11 protein-coding genes are annotated in these 19,602 nt (G+C 44.3%); 3 read left to right on the top strand and 8 right to left on the bottom strand.

Annotated features, from left to right (window positions below; genetic code table 11):
• Window positions 1–19: 19 nt before the first annotated feature.
• Window positions 20–6,778: a DUF5977 domain-containing protein gene (locus CPIN_RS23760; protein ID WP_012792393.1), complete on the bottom strand. Its 6,759-nt coding sequence runs from the start codon at window positions 6,776–6,778 to the stop codon at window positions 20–22.
• 892 nt (window positions 6,779–7,670) lie between these two features.
• On the opposite strand from CPIN_RS23760, the gene CPIN_RS23770 reads away from it, so the two are divergent.
• Genes CPIN_RS23770 through CPIN_RS23780 form a run of 3 tightly spaced genes read left to right on the top strand, consistent with a single transcriptional unit; the run spans window position 7,671 to window position 11,963 of the window.
• Window positions 7,671–10,073, top strand: coding sequence for a hypothetical protein (locus CPIN_RS23770; protein ID WP_148230628.1), 2,403 nt, complete (start codon window positions 7,671–7,673; stop codon window positions 10,071–10,073).
• A 2-nt stretch (window positions 10,074–10,075) separates the two neighbouring features.
• A complete protein-coding gene (locus CPIN_RS23775; protein ID WP_012792395.1) occupies window positions 10,076–11,173 on the top strand; it encodes a hypothetical protein in 1,098 nt (365 codons plus the stop codon).
• Between the two features lie 46 nt (window positions 11,174–11,219).
• A complete protein-coding gene (locus tag CPIN_RS23780) occupies window positions 11,220–11,963 on the top strand; it encodes a LolA3 family protein (protein WP_012792396.1) in 744 nt (247 codons plus the stop codon).
• A 200-nt stretch (window positions 11,964–12,163) separates the two neighbouring features.
• On the opposite strand, the gene CPIN_RS23785 is transcribed toward CPIN_RS23780, so the two are convergent.
• The 7 genes from CPIN_RS23785 to CPIN_RS23815 form a co-directional block, all read right to left on the bottom strand.
• Window positions 12,164–12,397, bottom strand: a complete 234-nt coding sequence (locus CPIN_RS23785; RefSeq protein WP_012792397.1) for a hypothetical protein — start codon at window positions 12,395–12,397, stop codon at window positions 12,164–12,166.
• Window positions 12,398–12,417: 20 nt separating this feature from the next.
• Window positions 12,418–13,074, bottom strand: coding sequence for a hypothetical protein (locus CPIN_RS23790; RefSeq protein ID WP_012792398.1), 657 nt, complete (start codon window positions 13,072–13,074; stop codon window positions 12,418–12,420).
• Between the two features lie 90 nt (window positions 13,075–13,164).
• Entirely contained in the window at window positions 13,165–13,836 is a 672-nt protein-coding gene (locus CPIN_RS23795; RefSeq protein WP_012792399.1) for a type 1 glutamine amidotransferase domain-containing protein, read from the bottom strand.
• 33 nt (window positions 13,837–13,869) lie between these two features.
• On the bottom strand, window positions 13,870–14,160 hold the full coding sequence (locus CPIN_RS23800; RefSeq protein WP_012792400.1) for a putative quinol monooxygenase: 291 nt from the start codon (window positions 14,158–14,160) through the stop codon (window positions 13,870–13,872).
• Between the two features lie 90 nt (window positions 14,161–14,250).
• Window positions 14,251–14,832: a Crp/Fnr family transcriptional regulator gene (locus tag CPIN_RS23805; protein WP_012792401.1), complete on the bottom strand. Its 582-nt coding sequence runs from the start codon at window positions 14,830–14,832 to the stop codon at window positions 14,251–14,253.
• Window positions 14,833–14,958: 126 nt separating this feature from the next.
• Entirely contained in the window at window positions 14,959–16,344 is a 1,386-nt protein-coding gene (locus CPIN_RS23810) for an efflux transporter outer membrane subunit (protein ID WP_012792402.1), read from the bottom strand.
• A 1-nt stretch (window position 16,345) separates the two neighbouring features.
• A complete protein-coding gene (locus CPIN_RS23815; protein ID WP_044219572.1) occupies window positions 16,346–19,525 on the bottom strand; it encodes an efflux RND transporter permease subunit in 3,180 nt (1,059 codons plus the stop codon).
• Between the last annotated feature and the right edge of the window lie 77 nt (window positions 19,526–19,602).

Here is a 19,602-nt window from a genome sequence, read left to right on the forward strand (position 1 = left end):
AAATGATCTTTTAAAGTTGTCAGTCAACGCTTCCTATAGTTCCTGCATTAATATATCCGCTCCCATTTTTCAGAGAGAAGAAGACACTGTAGCAAGGGTTTCCACTTTGACCATTACTGTTTACAATTGGCTTTTCGAATCGATCACTGGTTCCGTTAAATACCCTTGAGTAGGAAATATCATCCGTGTCACCGTTACACCAGTATCTCATCGCTCCAATGTTTACACTAAGGTTAGTCACCGAAACAGGAACCGTCAATGCCGAATCCGAGTAAAAATGCATTGTCAGGAATGCATATGATTTTACCCCGTCATTACCGGCTGGCGTGAGCTCAAGCACAGCGTAGATACCTGGCTGACAGATACCATTCAAATTTGCATACGCCTGTGCACTGTCTCGCAAATCTTTGTGTGCCATAGAGTCCGCCGCATACTGGCTGACTGCCGACTCATATTTACCTGCGGCAATCTGATAGAGCACATTCGTGCCAATACCGGAGTCACAGTTATTCTTTTTAACAGTCGTATCCATCGCTACACTCTTATACAGACAACCGCCCTGCTGTCTTGCTATTTCCTTTGCATATGCCCAGTAAGCATCACGTGCCTTTGCATTGGCAGCATCTTTACTAATCATAGAAGTATCCACTCCTGCAGGTATCTGTACCCAAACACCACGCCCTACGCTACCATTTTCACATGTTGAATACGCAAGAATACCTGTCGTGTCGTTCTTATAATAGCAACGGCCATTTCTGTTAGCCACGACCTGCGCACTATCGAGCAAACGTTGTTTCACCTTCGCGTCTGCATCCTCCTGACTGATCGTAGAAGTAAATGTTTTGAAAGGCACGACATAGGTGTAAGGCAATGGGATGGCATCCCCCTGACACGTATGATTTAATATGATCACACTGTCGATACGGCTGTTATAGGTAAACGTACAGGTACCACGGGCATTGGCATAGCTCTGACCGAAGCTGTCAATGTCTGCCTGTGCCATAGAATCTGCCTTTGCCTGGCTGATATAAGAAGTATACCTGTTGGCATCCACCTTATATAGTACCACAGATCCTGTCGCCCCCGTACCACAGTCATTTTTCCTGATGGACTTACTCTTCGCTACGTTTCCATAGTAGCGTATACCACAATCTCCACCAGCTCCTACATACTCGCTATAAGGTTGTGTCACACATACATATGATGTATCCTGTTTTCTCCGGTCACTCACCCGCCAGAACTGCTTATAAGCAACTGCAGATGACGAAATGATCTGCCTGCTGCTATCCAGTACAAGCTGCTTACCCTGTATAGGATTTTTCAGTGATACAACTGAGCCTACCGCACCATTAATATTACGTCTGCCTGAACGCACGATCTTCAATGAAATATCGTTCCCTGTAAACGGATTCCCGTCCTTATCCACAAAATAAAGATCTGGCGTACCGCCAGCCAGCGCGTTTGCATCAACCGTGTAAATAAAGGCAGATGCCGGGAATGTGGCTATTTCCGGACCACAGATCGTACCACCTGTCTTCTGATGAGAATAGATCAGTATTTCATCTCCGGCAGCGAAATACAACGATGGGCTCTCTGTAAGCCCCGCTGTAATACGACCATCTTTCATGGTGATATGATCCAGTTCAAGACCTATGTTTTTGTATGCACCACTCATACCATCATAGGCCCATGCGGCTGGATAAGTAAAGGAATACAACGAGTCGTTAAACTCATTGAGTGTTTTTGTTAACAGCGGACTACCCGTTTCTGCATCATACAGCAGGTTAGTAGTTGTAACCCGGCTACCTTTATCTATAGCTAATACACTGTCCAGAATACCATGACGATAGACAATCTTTGTAGCAGCAACTGAACTGTATTTCGTTTCTTCTCTTTGTACCAGGTTGAGTAGTACAGGAATGAATAATACCGGCGGCCAGGCGAACTTGAACATCATTCCATTCAGATTGAGACTATAGCCTATTGTAGTAGAATGCTGTTGTCTCATATCCAGCATCAGCTCAATATCTTTTCCGATAGACGCTGAATCGATGTCTCCCTTGGATGAGATCACTTTTACCGTGTTGTTCAGGTGCTTATTCAAAGCCTGTTGATTGTCTACCTTGTAGAAGTATTCTGTATAAGTAATCGGCTTATCCGGATCTGCCTCTCCATAGGAAGCCTGCGATTTTATCTTCCCCGTCATGTCATTCAATTCCACTTTAAAGCCCTGACTTAATCCGAGATAATGACGCGCATTAATACGCAGGAGATTAGAAAGAAGTGGTTTAAACCGTTTTTTACTGTCTCCCAGGTTGGTGACATCTGTTAATGTTGGAAAATCGTAGCCGGTATAGAAGCAGGTTTCGTCATATCCATTAGCTGAGCGATGCTTGTCAGCGTGGATGGTTCGCACACGTACCTTGCTATATCCTACTGAAGGAGCCGGGAAGAATCCTTCGCCGTAAGGCAATTCGGTATAACCTCTATCTACCGGTACCAGGTTAGAAACCTGCAGATTATATTCAACAGGTACTTTCCATGGGTTTTCCTCTCCGCCTATCACGGGTTCATACGCGGCCACACCACTGCTGATCAGTTGTTTTTTACCATCTATGTCTTTTACAGTCGTATACTGATACTCCTGACCATAAAGTGACTCCTTCTGCCCTGTCATCTTATTCCAATGGTCATAGATAAGGACTTTCTTTACGCGGTGCCCGCCGCCATATTTCTTATAAAAAGGATTGTTCAATCTTACAAAACTCCTGCTGAGGTCTACCTTTCTTGCCCAATGTTTCATGCGGGCTGCTGTCTCGAATGTGAGCAGCAAATTATTGAGGTTGTCAGCTTGTGATAACAATATTTTTATGGCGTCTACCATATCAATATTATCATCGCCAAGGTCTGAACCAGGGTAGGCTTTTGAACCAAGGTTCAGGCGAAGGAACTGCAAGGCGGATTGTGCCAGCGGACTAAACACGCTTTTTACCGTATTCATTTTTGCGCCCGGGTCAACGGCCTTCAGGCGCAACCAGATCGTCGATTTATTTCCCTGATTGAAGAACCCATAGTTTCCCTCGTCTACTGCCGCATAACAGTTGACGTACTCATTACCACTTCCAAACTTATCATCCGGCATCTGCACTGACAAACGGAAAAAGAGCTTATCCATGTTCTGCAGATAACGGTTATATAATTCCTCATTGCTATATACCTTATATGGCACATCTATCGCAACGTACAGATAATCAATGATGCCATACAATTCCGGCTTGAGATCATTCAACGACGAAGGGGCTGCAGGCGAGAAACCTGCAATTTTGAAAAGCTGAGCAGCACGTTTATTCTGTACGAAGGCATAATCATCACTTTCGTAAGAGATCTCCATTCGTCCGCCAGAAGGCAGTACAATCTTATCCAGAGCCCATGCAGCCGCATTATCTGCAGCCTGTATACTATCCTGTAAGGCATATGGATAATCTGCGTTTGTAAGCACATTGCCAGTCACAGATCCCGGGTTCTGCAACTGATCTTTATAATTCCCCCAACGATCGCTGGCGTTGGTTTTATAAGAAGGATTGTTTTTGTTATAACTGAAAATGTAGGGATTACGTTGTCCCTTATCATTACCATTATAGGTAAACCAGATCTTTTTGAGTGTTAGTTTCCCCTTATTAATATCTCCGCTTACACCGGGACACAGCTCATATGAGTACTCAAAATGTACTGTTTTAATTGGTCTTGGATGACTGCTTCTTGTAAACTCCGCCTTTGTATAGAGATTGATTTCTTCCAGTCTGCGGGTCTTATTATCCATAAGTCTTACACCATTTTCATCCACAGCACGAAGATCATCCCTTTGGGTCAGTTTAAAAGTCGCGATCATATTCTTCGACTCCACAGAATGCAGATACCAGAGTTCTTTCTCCCCATGTACATAACTGGCTTTGTCATCCCGGTAATCCGTCTTTAGTCCCTCACTATAATTGGCAGAGTCTACACCCATAGGCACCCTCCATTTATAGGCATTACGAATGCCGGCTGTCTTAGTATAATTGAACTTAATAGCATCCCCCGGATCATCGGGAGAAATGCCGTCCCCGGTAAGATCCTGGTAGTCAGGAGAAAGGATACCTGTCAGCAGGAAAGAATGCGCATAAGCCGGTAGCTGTTCGCTACTGAAATAATGATCTACCCCATTCTGATTAGCGGTCGTATTATCTGTGCCCCGCGCATAATGAATCAGGCCAGCTGTTTTATCAGCACCCTCTTGTGACGCTGCAAATGTGACTTCCCTTTGTTGAATATTATAAACCGGGATACCATAGACATATCTTCTGCCATCAGCGTTCAATACATCAATTTCAGAAAGATGATTTTTCTTGCGGAAATCATTGGTTCTCTTTTCCTGTACAATTGAGCCATCGGTTGACACAAAAGTGTCTTTCTCCGGCATGTGATAGAGATACTGTTTCGGAATGAAATTCGAAGGTAAACCAGCATATCGCCATGCCAGTGCCATTACCGCACGTTCTTTATCCTGTCGATACTCCAGTCGTACATTATAAAACTGGTCGGCCACCAGGTTCACCACAGCAGAATCAAGTGTAGGAGGATGACCACCCCAGTTGTCTATCAACAGGGTATCATTTATATAAAATCTCACCCCGTCGTCAGAAGCTGTCGAAAAGGTGTATTTACCTGTTACAGGCGCTTTTACCCTGCCGGTCCAGCGGACAGAAAACGAGTGATCGAACCTGCCCACGGGAGACTCCGGTGGCATATAATAGTTAAATTGTTCTTTGTCTGTAAAGGCAATGATGGTATCCTCCCGCTTGAACAGGAAACGATCCAGACTACCAGCATAATACTCCCCAATCCATCCTCTACCAACGCCTTCTGCCCCATCAGGGAAAGTGACTGTACAATTGTTAACTTTGAAAATGTTTTCTACATAATTTTCTATATACCTGTTCAGACCTGCATGGTCTGCTTCTTCAGCGGTCAGGTAAGAGATAACCTGTGTGCGCTTATCACGATTTTCCTTTTTCATTTTCTTCACACCGGCCACTTTCTTACCGACAAAACGCTGGTTACGGTAGCGGTTCAGGACGTTGGTAGTACGGATATCTGGACTGCTGACACCACCCTGTTCCAGGTTGACAGCCACCACATCATCACCACCGATATTTTCATAAAAAGCAGTGTCATTAATAGCCATCTCTCCCGGATTACGGAAATAGGCAGCTTCATGTAACTTATCAGAAGAAGAAAAAGCTACATTCGTAGCCAATGGATTTAACTCTTTCCATGGCCCTGTAGTAGTCGTCGATTTATTATAAGTCACATCCAGACCTGCATGTACAAGGTCGCCTGCACCAAAATCTATACTTGCATTTTTAGAATTGTCCTTCGTCCTCATGGTGTGGTCAAACACATATCCTATATCACCACGATAAGCCCTGAACATCCCTCCTGTTCCTTCTCCAGATATGGAGAAAACGTCATAGGTATATGCAGGAATACCAATATTCGGCACTTCAGGTTTTTCCCGGTATGGAATATCTCTTTCCCGGTTAAAATCAAGTAACGCGGCAGTATTAGATCCGGCCTGCTGATAATTAAGATAACCATAAGCCGGCAGGGACATACGAGTGTCTTCATCCGCTATGAATTGTTTAGATCCATATCCCTCTATGAAAAGATTGGGATGTAACACCTTATTTGTTGAACCGGCCTTCAGGGTTACACTAAGGGAAGAACTCGTATAGGGAAGGCTGATATCAGGAAGATAAGATGGATAGGCAAAGCTCAATGTAGCAGCTCTGTCAATGCCAGTACTAGCAATCTGACGTAAATTATTGTCAACTATCTTATATTGTCTCAGACCAGCGCTCAATTGCAATGCTTTTAGTCCTGAACGAGAACTGTATGTCGAACCAACCGTTATATTACCACCAAAAGCACCAAGCTTTTTCGTGTGATTTCCAAACAGTGAATAACTGATCGTGTTACGCACACTTGCTCCATCCTGGGAATTATTGGCAAGCGACAAACCACCTGAAAATTCTCCCATACTTAATGAACCGGCGTTCAGGCTGGAATTAATCTTCACCTCTGTACCAAGCCCCTTGTAGTTGTTATAGAATATACCTGCTGAGGCAGTAATGCTGATACTTGAATCGCTCAACGTCCCTTTTGTCGGAAAGCCTGCAAACTCAAAGTCAGCGCCTATCGCTCCTCCGTATGTTTCATTAGGTTTTATCTTTGTTACTTTTTGTATGGAATCAGCCGTTCCACTGAAGTCGTCGGGTAATCCACGCATATTACGCATGATCGTACCCGGATTAATATTCCAGCCAAGACCCACCCAACTGGCTTCCTGATCCATCGAGACACCACTGTTGTAACCGATGGTAATAGGATAACCACCTACGTCCAGTAGGGGTATACTATAGGAAAAATCACCGGTGAAAAGATCTACCATATTCGCATTATTAACCGCAGCAAAAGACTGCATTTCCGGTTGTGTGGGACCTCCGATAAATACTTTGGCTTTTGTAAGCGAATGCGTCTCCATTAACGGCGTCACTGCTTTGGACACACTATGCGGTAAGGCGGGGTTAACATACTTCTTCTCTGGCGGGCGACTATAGACTGTCGCTGATCTGGCTACTGCCAGAGCGTAAGAAGGAATCAGTGTTTCAAAATATAGCAAAGCAAGTAACAGGAAGGCAATCGTCCTCTTTTTCTTTGCACTTATTTGCAGGATCATTTAGGGATATATTTGAATGTTACGTTATTTACAAAACAATTTACAATGGCTGTTTTCACATGCACACAAGACTACACGTGACAGCATGCTGCTGCCGCAAAAATTTAAATTAAAAATGCATATAGATACCCTGTACCATCGTTACACGACAGTATATGAACAATATTTACAACTGTTCAATCACCCCCAATCTGGACTTAATTAGCTATAACAAAGCAACACAGGGGAAAACGAGTGCTAACAGCACTGACAAATTTCATGAGAATGAATACATAAAATAAGGATTACAACTTCTACACTTTTAATGAATTGGATGCACTACGAACATTTGTGTTATCTCTTCACAAATCACTATTTACGGATAACTAAGGCCAACAAATGTTTTACTCTAAAGATCCTGCTGCATGGTATAGGTTACTCAGCAGGCTCATTACGAAACAAACATACATCGTAAAAATTATTTTGCAAACTTTTTTAAAACTTTCGCATCTTTTTTGATCTGACATATCTTCTAAGAAATTACGAAATGCAATACCATTATATATTCAGCGTCAATATATTTTTCTTTTACTATTTCCAACCGGTAATCTCAAGCATCATATTACAGCTGAAAAAATTTTCAGCAATATATATTGTTTCCGAAAAAAGACTATGTTTGTGTACCAAAAAAAGGGCAATATTTAGTCATTGTTGAATGATTGTTAAGTGTAGTTATATCCCGTTTTCAACTTTAGTTACCAATTATTAAGATGTATACTTTGTAAGCCAGTTTACCTTTTATATGTTCGATATTGTTTGACATCCCGACCAATAATTTATCATAAGAATTTCTCTTATCTGCTGGTTCTTCTGAACAGATTATTGTTCCGGATATTGTTTGATCCTGTATACCGTGAAACACTTTATACCAATTTTCCTTTTTTCACTGCTTGCAACGACAACCGTTTGTGGTCAGTCCGGGCTCAAAATGGGCGTTGCAGACTATTACTCCAAATGGAAAGTCAAAAACTTCGAAAAGCAGCAATATCCGCAGTTTGCGGATAGTTTCCATTATTTCTCCAATGCAGATAACAGGTATCACCCTGTGGTTATTGTAGCTTATGTGCCTCAAAAGCAGGACACGTTGGTCGCATACTTTGAACGCGTGGGGCAGCGACGGGCAACACCAGTTCCCGTTAAAAAGGAAACACTGTTAACAGTACATGGTAATGTCGTGTATGATCTGTTTTATCAGTCGAATATAGATACCCCTTTCGTACAGAAAGATGTCTATCAGCATACCGTTCAGACTAGCCTGGAATTAACATACAAAGACAACTATCCTATCCGGGTAAACTTCACAACGCGGATGTCCAACTCATCGCTTTTCAGGAATCTCACAGACTTTAATCTTCAATATACCAACAGAGACTTTAAAAATGCTGTACTGCAAAAGGCGAAGAACTGGGATGCCGGGAAGTATGCACAGCTGGAAAAATTGCAGCAGTTAAAGTCACTGGTAGATGCTAAACAGCTGGAACTCGACAGCTATAGAAAAACGAAAGCAGATCCCTCATTACTACAGCAGATAATAGAGGCACGGGAAAAAGCGTATTATGCCAGGATCAAAGATTCGCTTGCAGCGATTGCAGATCAACACAAGGAGCCGCTACCTGCACTGACAACACCTGCTACGGGTATGGGCCGAAAAGACTGGAATGATCTGCAGATTCCGGCGCAGTATACCAGCAAAAGGCAGTCTGAAAAAGAAAAGGCAGATTCTGCCTTACAGCATCTTAACAAACAATACAATTCGCTCAGCCAAAAAACTGACTCCCTTCAAAAAGAATTATCAGCACTACTAGGCAACTATAAAGAACAGGAGAAGATATATAATACCAGGAAGAACACACTGACTGATATACTGACACATAGTAAAGACAATAAAGAGCTGGCGGAAAATCTCAAGGCAATGAATTTACCTGATTCCGTATTGCCAGCCGGTTACAAACATCTGCTGGCGATACGTACAGTCGGTATCGGGCGTATGCTTGTAGATTATTCCGAGCTCACCGCGAAGAACATCAGTATTCTCGGCGGTCAGATCGAATATAACCCTGGTTATTATTTTGCGTTTGCCACAGGTAAAGTCGACTATCGTTTCCGCGATTTCATATTCAATGAAAGCAAGTCCAGACAATACCTCAACCTGATACGCGTAGGTAAAGGCATGAGAAACGGAAACAATGTGATACTTACGTATTATACGGGTAAAAAACAGGTATATAATTTCAATACTGTTCCTGATGGTAATCCCAATGCGGCTAATCTCAGTCAACAGATTAAAGGGCTCTCTCTTGAGGGACGATGGCAATTGAATAGCAACAATTACATTACCGGTGAAATTGCAAAGTCATCTTTGCCATCATATGCCGTCCCGCCGGCAGAACAACACGCTGCACTGGATGGTATATTCAGGTTAAATGACCACTCTAACGAGGCTTATTCCCTGAAATCAGGATCCTTGTTACCAGGGACGGGCACCAGGATCACTGGTATGTATAAAATGATGGGGGCTAACTTTCAGTCATTCAGTCTTTATACTACAGGATCAACACAAACAGGATGGTCGGTGGCCGTTGACCAACCATTTTTCCGGCAACAGCTCACAGTCAGCGGTAGTATCAGGAAAAATGACTTTGTGACCAGCTACCAGCAGACCAACTTCAGGAGTAATACAGTCTTTAAAAGCATACGTGCTACTATGCGCATAAGAAAATTACCAGTCATCACGGTAGGTTATTTCCCGAGCTCTCAACTGACGAAAATGGATAACGGCAGTTATACAGAAAACCTGTTTTATAACCTCCTGGCTACTGCCAGTCATTCCTATCATTGTAAAGGCTTCCTGATGAATACGATCCTTACCTATACGCAGTTCTATAACAAACAGGCAGATAGTAGCTTTCTATATTTTAACAGTAAGAATTTACAATTGACCCATACCATATTTGCCAATAAACTGACTATTAACGGAGGGGGATCATTTGCTACAAATCCGGAGTACAATCTGCTTAGCGGAGACGGAAACCTGCAATATCGAATGGCCAGCTGGCTGGATGTAGGCGCCGGCGTAAAATATAACTATCAGACCGCATATCGCATCTCACAAACCGGTTATTCAGGTAACGCGAGGATCGTAATTCCGAAGCTGGGAGAGATTGCCTTCATGGCCGAAAAAGCCTTTATTCCGGGTATGCAGAAACGTCTGTTACCCAGTAATAATGGAAGATTAACATATACAAAGACTTTCTAAATATGATCAGCAACAAATTCTTATTGTCATCCCTGCTTACATTGGCGCTTGGTGGCCGTGTGGCCGCACAGGTAAATATCTCAGCACAGGTTCCTCCGGAAGGAGTACTCATGAAAGCGCAATTATGGAATGTAGCACTTATATCGGTATCAGACGCCCCTGTTGGTGTTACTATTATGATGCGATTGATAGATAGCAAGACCAGTCAGCCAGTGCTGACAGGTGTTACCAGAAACATCTCCCTGACGAAAGGAACCAGGCAACTGAAAGCTGCAGACCTATCGCCTATTCAGTATGAATACCTGACAGCTGTAGGTGACAGAACACCAAACGGACTTTTACCTGCAGGAACTTACCAGGCGTGTTATAGCGTATTTGTACAGAACAGTCACAACGGCGATCTCATTTCTGAAGATTGCGTACCTTTTTCAGTCTCCCCGGTAGGTCCTCCGCTGTTGAATACACCAGCAGATCAAAGTATTATTGAAACATACAGTCCTCAGTTCAGCTGGCTACCTCCATCTCCGGTAAGTATTTTCGGAGACCTGAACTATGAACTATTCCTGACGGAAGTCCGTTCCGGACAATCTCCTGTAGAAGCGGTGCAACAGAACCTGCCGGTATATCATTTACCTTCGACTAAGAACCTGTTCGCTAATTATCCATCCTCTTCTATGTCACTCGACACCGGGAAGCAATATGCATGGACAATTATCGCGAAAAATGGAAATGCCTTTGCCGCACAGACGGATATATGGACATTTAAATTGAAATCGGATGTTGTAAAGGAGAAAAAACAAGAAAATACCTATATCCAGTTGAAGAAAGACCTGGATGGGTCTGTAGCAGCCATTACCGGTACCGTACACTTCAGCTATAACAATGTGGTGAATGACAGTGAGGTATTCTATGAGCTGATGGCACTGGAATCGGGTAATAACGTCCTTACATATGGTCAGTTAAAGGTGATACCTGGCGACAATATGATTTCCCTCGATATCAAAAGGAAATGGGATCTTCAGAGCGGAAAAAGTTACATGTTACGTGTAAGGAACTCCCGTAGCGAGTATTTCCAGGTAAAATTTATCTATAGCAAATAATATGTCCTGCATCGCATCATAGTATGCATCTACTAAAATAAAAGAAATGAAAATATTGAAACGAGTACTGAGTATATGCCTGTTCATGACATACATGCAGGCATTTGCACAAGAAAAAAAAGACAGCATTGCTTTATCTAATATACTCGGCGAATTACAAAATTTATACAAACAAAAGGATATTGGGTTTGATATCCATTACACCTATGCCAGTGAATTACATCCTGATGTCATACTGGATTCGCTTAGCGGGCATCTTGATATTGCAGGAGGAAATTATCACTACCAGATGTCAAATATGGAAATGACGGCCAACGAGCGGTATGTCATTACGCTCTTCAAGGAGGATAAGGTCATGTATCTTTCAAAGCCTTCTGCTGACAGCATCAATCCTGTGGAACAAATGTGGCTTTCGTTGAAAATGATGGGAATTGACCATTGTTCATTCAGCGAATTTCCGACGTTTAAAAGTATAAAGATCACATTTAAGTCTGGCGGTATTTATAAGGAAATGAGGATGGAACTGGATAGCAAAACCGGGTACCCAATAGGGATGGAATATGTCATCAAAACAGAAATGCTGCTGGCTCCCAATGAGAGATCTTCGGATGTGACAAAAGAATATGGAGAGTATGCTATTGTATGTTGCAGATATAGTGACTACAAGTCCTTAATTACGCGGACAGGTATGTTTGACGAACAGGCTTTCTTCTCTCAAAAAGGAAAAGAGTTTGAACCCAAGAAGGCATTTGAGGACTATCAGGTATTTGTAGGCTCGCCGAATCTGTAATATTTCAACTTACAGAATAACTTATTACCCAAAAGGCTGCATCATATGTATGATGTAGCCTTTTGGGTAATAGAACAATGATTTCATACAGTCAATTGACTTTTGAAGCGCCTTTTGCACATTAATTTTACAGAAAAGCAGCGCTTAGGCATCTGAACAGCAGGCAGGTCATCCATTTCGTACCATCGATTTTTACGTATTCAAAATAACTTTTCTACCTCCCTGGCCATCATCCATCCTGATCGCCCACACTCCCACTCATCCAGTTCATCTGTTGAACGCAGATATACAGGCACACCAGCAATCTTTGGATCCAATTCTGACTCCAGATCAAAAGGATGGGCAAAGCAAACAAACTCCAGGATATCGTCGGAGATGGTCACTATTGCTTCTCTCGCTTCAACAGACAACCATTCTATATGTATTACTTTCATTTGCAAATCACGTAAGACTTTTATTCCTTTGAAAGATCAAACCAGTTATCCTTTATCATTACTTCATGAAAACGTCTGATTGTAACTCCTTTCAGCATCAGCTTACCCTTTTGAGACATACCAGTCCCAGGCAACAGGAAAGCCGTTTGAAGCTCTTCATCAGAAATGGCATAATTAAAATACCACCTCATCTCTTCCATGAGTTTCCTGGCCTTCTTCTCTCCAATACCCAAATCATCAAACAAAAGCGTATCTGGTGTAATATTGCGCCGCGGAAACTTCCTCTGAAAAAACAATACCAGCATGGCTATAGAAGGGAGTGCATCAATTTCCTCATCACTCATTTTTAATATCTCCTGAAGAAGGTCTACTCCTTCCTGCATAGCCGCTTTCAATGCTTTCAAATCAGGCGGAACGTCATACTTGACATATTTCCTGCACTCTGTTTTCCTTCCACCTGTTATTTCCACTCTAAACTCGTTTCCGGGAGCATATACATGCTCTTTATTCCCATACCATCCCACTCCAAGCCAGAAATTAAATTCGCGTAGCGGATAATGTAAGGCGCCCTGATCACAATCAAGGTACAGTGATTGGGAAGATAAGGGTTCATTTTCTTCCAGCAGAAAAGAGGTATATATTTTAGCGTCGAAGACTTCTATTCCAAAGTATTTCATAGTATAAGATCAAGGTATGGAAATGCTTCCATTCCGGGAAATTTCATAAAAAGGGATTAAGTGCAAAACTAGTAAAAAATCTAATTAACACTATGCCCCCAGCAATGCAATCATCTTTTGTGCCACACCCTTCGCTGAAGCAGGATTCTGTCCTGTTACCAATCTGCCATCTGCAATACTATTCGAAGACCATGGCGCTGCTGCATGGAACTTAGCGCCCTGGTTAGTTAGTGCTGTTTCCAGTTCAAAAGGCACATCATTCTTCGCATAATTATCTTCTTCTTCATTCGTAAAAGAAGTAATATTCTTTCCCGCAATCAGATAACTACCATCGTTCAGTCTCACATTCAGGAGTGATACGGGACCATGACACACGGCGCCTACAATTTTACCGCTATCATAGAAACCCGCAATTACTTTCTTTAACAGCGGATCTTCCGGCATATCTACCATTGGCGCTAAACCACCTGGTACGAATACTGCATCATACCCACTGGTGTCTACATCCGACAGTTTACGGTTGTGTTGCATTTTTGCCAGTCCGCCGTCCTTGATGAACCGCGCATTGGAGCTTTCTTCGCTGGCGGTAAGATTATCAACAGCAGGAACTCCACCGGTGATGCTGGCAAAATCTATCTGGTAATGTGCATCGTCAAATTCTACATAAGGGTGCGCCACTTCATCCAGGAATACGCCTGTCTGTCTGTTATTAGGACCAATAAAACTGGCATTAGATACGATAAATAATATTTTCTTTGACATACAATCAGATTTTTAAGGTTAATGAATGCTGGTTTACAATAATTTTTTAACAATGATAACTTCACGTACTTCAAGATGCGGTACCACCTTACCCACAACGATCTCCTGATAGTGCGCTGAATTCCTGTGCGCTTCTGCGGCGTCCGCATCAACGTAACGCTCATGTAATATCAGTTCATTAGGATCGCTTTCGGATTGATAAATATGATAGCCGAGATTGCCCGGTTCATGCTTTGATTGCTCCGCCAGTGCGGGCAATAATGCCAGGATCTCCTGGGTAGCGGATGCCTTTATTTTCCATTTAACAATGATTTCTCTTTCCATGGGTAAGTGTTTTAGTTGTTAGTAAATGAAGACTTACGAATGCAAAGATGCATCCGGCAAATGTCAAAAAAATTGATGTATGGTAAGTTCTTATTTACCCCTGGCTAATTCCTTTCTGATGCGGCTGAGGCTCTCTGTAGTAATGCCTAAGTAAGAGGCAAGGTGATAATTCTTAATATGCTTCTCGATATTGGGGTAGGTCTTCAGAAAATTGGCGTATTTCTCTTTCGCAGGCAATGCCAGATCAGACAGTATCCTTCGTTGAAAACTGGCGAAGAAACGCTCCATCTTAATGCGGTAAAAACTTTCTATCTGCGGTACTTCTTTGTACAATTGCTCCATACTGGCTTTGGAGATCTGATGCACGACGGCATCGTACACACAATCAATATGTAAAATAGAATGGCCTTCGGCAAAGAAGGCGGTATAGTCGCTGATCCACCAGTCCTGAACAGCAAACTGTAAGGTAAACTCCTTGCCGGTATCGGCAATATAATAAGCACGCAGACATCCTTCTGCCACATAATACTGGTAAGGTACCAGTTGCCCTGCACTTAATACAGCATCGCCTTTCTTCAGATTCAGTGTTTTAAACTTATCTTCCACCAAAGCCCTTTCGGCTGGCGTAAAACTGAATCCTTTAAAGACATCCTCTATACTAAAGTGCTTCATGAAAAGTGTTTTAAAAAAGGCGCATAGGCTGATCCCCTGCAAAAGTAGGGAAAAAGAGCACAGGTATAAGAATATACCCGTGATTGCCTAAACCTACAACTGTTACACTTTTAAATCGTTTATCGCTTACTGCCAACCACCGCCCAGTGCATGATAGAGGCTGATCACCGCCATCCATTGCTCCAGCTGATCATTGGCCTGCTCCAGTTGGGCCGATAAAAGGCTCTGTTCTGAAGTCAGCACGTCGATGTAGTTCGTGTTGCTGCTATATTTTAAAAGCGTTTGCGTAAAATCAACCGACTTTTCCAATGCCTCGATCTGTTTGCTACGAAACGCCTTACGTTCTTCTACGGATGAATAAGTAAACAAGGCATCAGACACCTCCTGCCCTGCCGTCAGCAAAGACTGCTGAAAATTGTAAAAGGCAGTCTGCTGTTCCGCCTTGGCGACCTTCAGCCTGGATTTATTCTGACCGCGATTGTAGATCGGCTGGAATACCCCGGCTGCCACATTACCAAACAAACCTGTATTCTTTGTAAGCCAATCTCCGAAACTAAAACTGCTGAAACCTCCGGCTGCCGTCAGCGTCAGTGAGGGATAGAAGGCCGTCCGGGCGATATTGGTTGATTCGAAAGCCCCTCTGAAGGCCAGTTCTGCCTGACGTACATCCGGACGATTTGCCAGCAGCTGTGCTGGCACGCCGCTGTTGATCATCACAGGCATCAGCTGATCTTCCAGCCGTCCTCTTTTTATATCGCCAGCCGGCTTACCCAGTAAAATACTCAGGGCGTTCTCTGTTTGCCGGATCTGCTTTTTCAATACCGGAATAGCTACCCGTGCGGCGTATTCGTTCGCCTGACTCTGTACCACCGCAGCACCATTCACCACATTTGACCGCTGCAATTCGGTCATCGCTTCTACGTCCGCACTTCTTATGTCCGCCGCCTTTTCCAGGATCGTCAACTGATGATCCAGTACCAGCAGCGTATAATAATGCCCCGCGATATCGGCAATCAGGCGGGTGAGTATAACATCCCTTGCCGCCTCTCCGGAAAGCAGCGAAATATAGGCTGCTTTTTTAGCGCTACGTAAGCGGCCCCAGATATCCGCTTCCCAGGAAGCACTCAGACTCATATCATACTGCGGTGTTGTGGTGACAAATCCGAATCCCTGCGGATAAGCCAGGCGGGATTGCTTATAACCGGCATTAAACCCGGCCTGGGGCAGGAAGGCCGCCTTACTTTGCTGATAAGCAACATTGGCCGCTTCAATACGTGTAATGGCTGCCTTCAGCTGCAGGTTCTTGCCCAGACCTTCAGCAATCAGCGCCTGGAGATCTTCATCCTGGAAATAAGAGCGCCAGGGTAAGCGGGCAATATTCATGGTATCGGACAAAGACTGCCCTCTATATTGCGCCACCGTATCTGTAGCCGGCGGCTGATATGTTTTAGTTACCTTACAGGCTGCCACTACCGTTACACAAGGCAGCAGCAATAAATATCTTCTTTTCATGTCATTCATGCGTTAAAATCAGATCGGCTGTTTCATGTCCCTTCGCCATATGACGACCATGCGACTTCGGCGCTCCACTGATACGCTCATGCAACAGCTGAAACAGAATAAATAGAATAGGTATCACAAAAATGCCAAAGAGCGTCCCTATCAGCATCCCGCCAATGGCGGCAGTACCAATAGACTTATTACTGGCAGCGCCTGCGCCACTGGCCAGCATCAATGGTACCAGCCCGAAGATGAAAGCAAAGGACGTCATCAGGATCGGACGCAGACGCGCACCAGCTCCAGTGATGGCTGCCCGTACGAGGTCCTCTCCACTCCTCCGGTGCATCAACGCAAACTCAACAATCAGGATGGCGTTCTTAGCCAGTAACCCGATCAACATAATAAGACTGATCTGCAAAAAGATGTTATTATCGACACCGAAGATCTTTGCGAAGATGAAAGCGCCCGCCAGTCCTATAGGGAGTGAAAGCAGTACCGCAAAAGGTAGTACGTAACTTTCGTATTGCGCGCAAAGCAGGAAATAGACGAATACAAGACACAGCAAAAAGATAAGCAATGCCTGGCTTCCGCTGGAAATCTCCTCCTTCGTAATACCGGAAAACTCATACGTATATTGTTTAGGCAGGGTCTGAGCCGCTACTTCCTGTATAGCCCGGATCGCGTCTCCCGAACTGTAACCCGGGTTTGGCGCACCGGTAATAGAAGCTGAATTGAACAGATTAAAGCGGTTGAGGAATTCCGATCCATATACACGTCTCAGCGTAATAAATTCAGAAATCGGCGCCATACGGCCTGCCGCATTCCTTACCATAATCTGATGAATACTTTCAGGTGTCGCCCGGTTCAAAGCGTCGCCCTGTACCATAACCCGGTATTGCTTACCGAAACGGTTGAAGTCAGCCGCATAAACACCCCCAAAGTATCCCTGCATCGTACTCAGTACAGTGTTGACGGCAACGCCGGCTTCCTCACAACGGGCGACATTGACGTCCAGCTGATACTGCGGGAAACTGTTATTAAAGGAGGTTGCCGCATACTGGATCTCCGGCCGCTGATTCAGTGCCCCCAGGAATTTATAGATCGCCCCTCCAAACGCATTCAGATCACCGGCAGAAAGATCCTGTAAAGAGAATTCAAAGCCATTGGAACTACCAAAACCCTGCAATGTCGGCGCCGCAAAGAAGATCACCTGCGCACCCTTGATATGTGCGGTCCGACCAAAGAGTTGTCCGACCACACTCCCGATATCCTGTCCTTTTTTTGCACGCTGTGCCCAGGGTCTTAACCGGATAAACAGCGCAGCATAGGAACCACCGGGACCGCTGATCAGGTCCTGCCCTGCCACCCGGCACACCGACTCTACTTCCGGAATACTACCTGCTATGCGGGCCACTTCGTTTGACAGCTCTGTGGTCCGCTCAAGTGAAGACGAGGGTGGCAGTATGATATCTCCGAAGATCGCACCACCGTCTTCATTCGGTACAAAACCGGTAGGTATCGTCTTCACCAGGAACCACAGCACCATACTGAATACCACGATAGCGCCCCCTGCCAGCCATTTACGTTTGATCAGGAAATGAACAGACTGACGATACTTACCCGTCATCGCATGAAACGCTGTGTTAAAGCCCGTGTAAAAACGTTGCAGAACACCTTTTTTTACGGGCGCATGTGCATCATGTGGTTTGAGGAAAATGGCACAAAGCGCCGGACTTAACGTCAATGCATTCACCGCAGAAATCACGATGGCTATAGCCAGCGTCAGACCAAACTGTTTGTAAAACACACCGGCTGAACCACTGATAAAAGATACAGGTACAAACACCGCCGCCATCACCAAAGTAATAGAAACGATCGCACTACTGATCTCACTCATGGCATGTAATGTCGCCTTCTTCGCAGAAGTAGCTCCCTGGTCCAGCTTCGCATGTACGGCCTCCACCACCACAATAGCGTCATCCACGACAATACCGATCGCCAGTACCAACGCGAATAAAGTCAGCAGATTGATACTGAAACCAAAGACCTTCAGGAAAAAGAAAGTCCCGATGATCGCTACCGGCACAGAAATCGCCGGGATCAATGTAGACCGGAAATCCTGCAGGAAAATGAACACCACAATGAATACGAGTATAAACGCCTCTATCAGTGTATGCACCACCTTTTCGATAGAGGCATCCAGGAACTCATTCGCATTCAGGAAAGGCACATGATAGACGCCCTCCGGAAACTCCTTTGCACTCTCCTCAATAATCTTTTCACATTGACTGATCAACTCGTGCGCATTTGAACCGGAAGACTGTGACACCGCAATTGCCGTAGCTGCATAACCATCCGTGATCGTCGAACTGGCATAACTTAATGAACCCATTTCTACCTTCGCGATGTCATTGAGGCGGAGGAATTGCCCTTTACCGGAGGAACGGATAATGATATCACCAAACTCCTTCGAGGTCTTTAAACGGCCCTTATATTTGATCACATACTGAAAAGCCTGTGCGCCATTCTCCCCAAACTTTCCGGGCGCTGCTTCTATATTCTGTTCGGAGAGTTTCGCCAGCACATCCGCCGGCATCAAACCATGCACGGCCATTACATCCGGTTTTAGCCAGATACGCATGGAATAATCTCTTGCGCCATAAATAAACGCATCTCCGACTCCGTTCACCCGCTTTAAACGGGGCATCAGATTAATATTGACATAGTTCTGCAGAAAGGTTTCATCATAAGATTTATTCTTACTACACACCTCAAAAATGAAGACCTGACTGCTCTGTTTTTTACTGGTGGTCACCCCTGCTCGGATTACATCCGCAGGCAATAAACTGGTCGCTTTCGATACCCTGTTCTGTACATTCACGGCTGCCAGATCGGGATCCGTACCCAGTTTAAAGTAAATGGTGATCGTCGCGCTGCCATCATTACCGGCAGTAGAGGTCATATAACTCATATTCTCCACCCCGTTGATCTGTTCTTCCAGCGGGACAATCACAGAATTCATCACCACATCCGCATTCGCACCCTGAAAGGCAGCTTTTACCTCTACAGTGGGTGGCGCAATCTCCGGATACTGGGAAATCGGCAAGGACAAAAGTCCCAGCAGACCAAGTATCACAATGATCACAGAGATCACTGTTGACAGTACCGGTTTTTCGATAAATTTCTTTAGCATAATTGATAGATTGAAGACAAAGCAATGCCCGTCCCCGGATGACGACAGGTCACCTGGGAGCATACATAAAATTTGCC

Source organism: Chitinophaga pinensis DSM 2588, assembly GCF_000024005.1.
Taxonomy (GTDB): Bacteria; Bacteroidota; Bacteroidia; order Chitinophagales; family Chitinophagaceae; genus Chitinophaga; species Chitinophaga pinensis.

Bases quoted from the DNA above. Each gene is read 5' to 3' on its own strand.
- CPIN_RS23775 (WP_012792395.1), top strand. From the start codon at position 10,076: ATGATCAGCAACAAATTCTTATTGTCATCCCTGCTTACATTGGCGCTT.
- CPIN_RS23780 (WP_012792396.1), top strand. From the start codon at position 11,220: ATGAAAATATTGAAACGAGTACTGAGTATATGCCTGTTCATGACATAC.
- CPIN_RS23800 (WP_012792400.1), bottom strand. From the start codon at position 14,160: ATGGAAAGAGAAATCATTGTTAAATGGAAAATAAAGGCATCCGCTACC.
- CPIN_RS23785 (WP_012792397.1), bottom strand. From the start codon at position 12,397: ATGAAAGTAATACATATAGAATGGTTGTCTGTTGAAGCGAGAGAAGCA.
- CPIN_RS23815 (WP_044219572.1), bottom strand. From the start codon at position 19,525: ATGCTAAAGAAATTTATCGAAAAACCGGTACTGTCAACAGTGATCTCT.
- CPIN_RS23810 (WP_012792402.1), bottom strand. From the start codon at position 16,344: ATGAAAAGAAGATATTTATTGCTGCTGCCTTGTGTAACGGTAGTGGCA.
- CPIN_RS23805 (WP_012792401.1), bottom strand. From the start codon at position 14,832: ATGAAGCACTTTAGTATAGAGGATGTCTTTAAAGGATTCAGTTTTACG.
- CPIN_RS23795 (WP_012792399.1), bottom strand. From the start codon at position 13,836: ATGTCAAAGAAAATATTATTTATCGTATCTAATGCCAGTTTTATTGGT.
- CPIN_RS23760 (WP_012792393.1), bottom strand. From the start codon at position 6,778: ATGATCCTGCAAATAAGTGCAAAGAAAAAGAGGACGATTGCCTTCCTG.
- CPIN_RS23790 (WP_012792398.1), bottom strand. From the start codon at position 13,074: ATGAAATACTTTGGAATAGAAGTCTTCGACGCTAAAATATATACCTCT.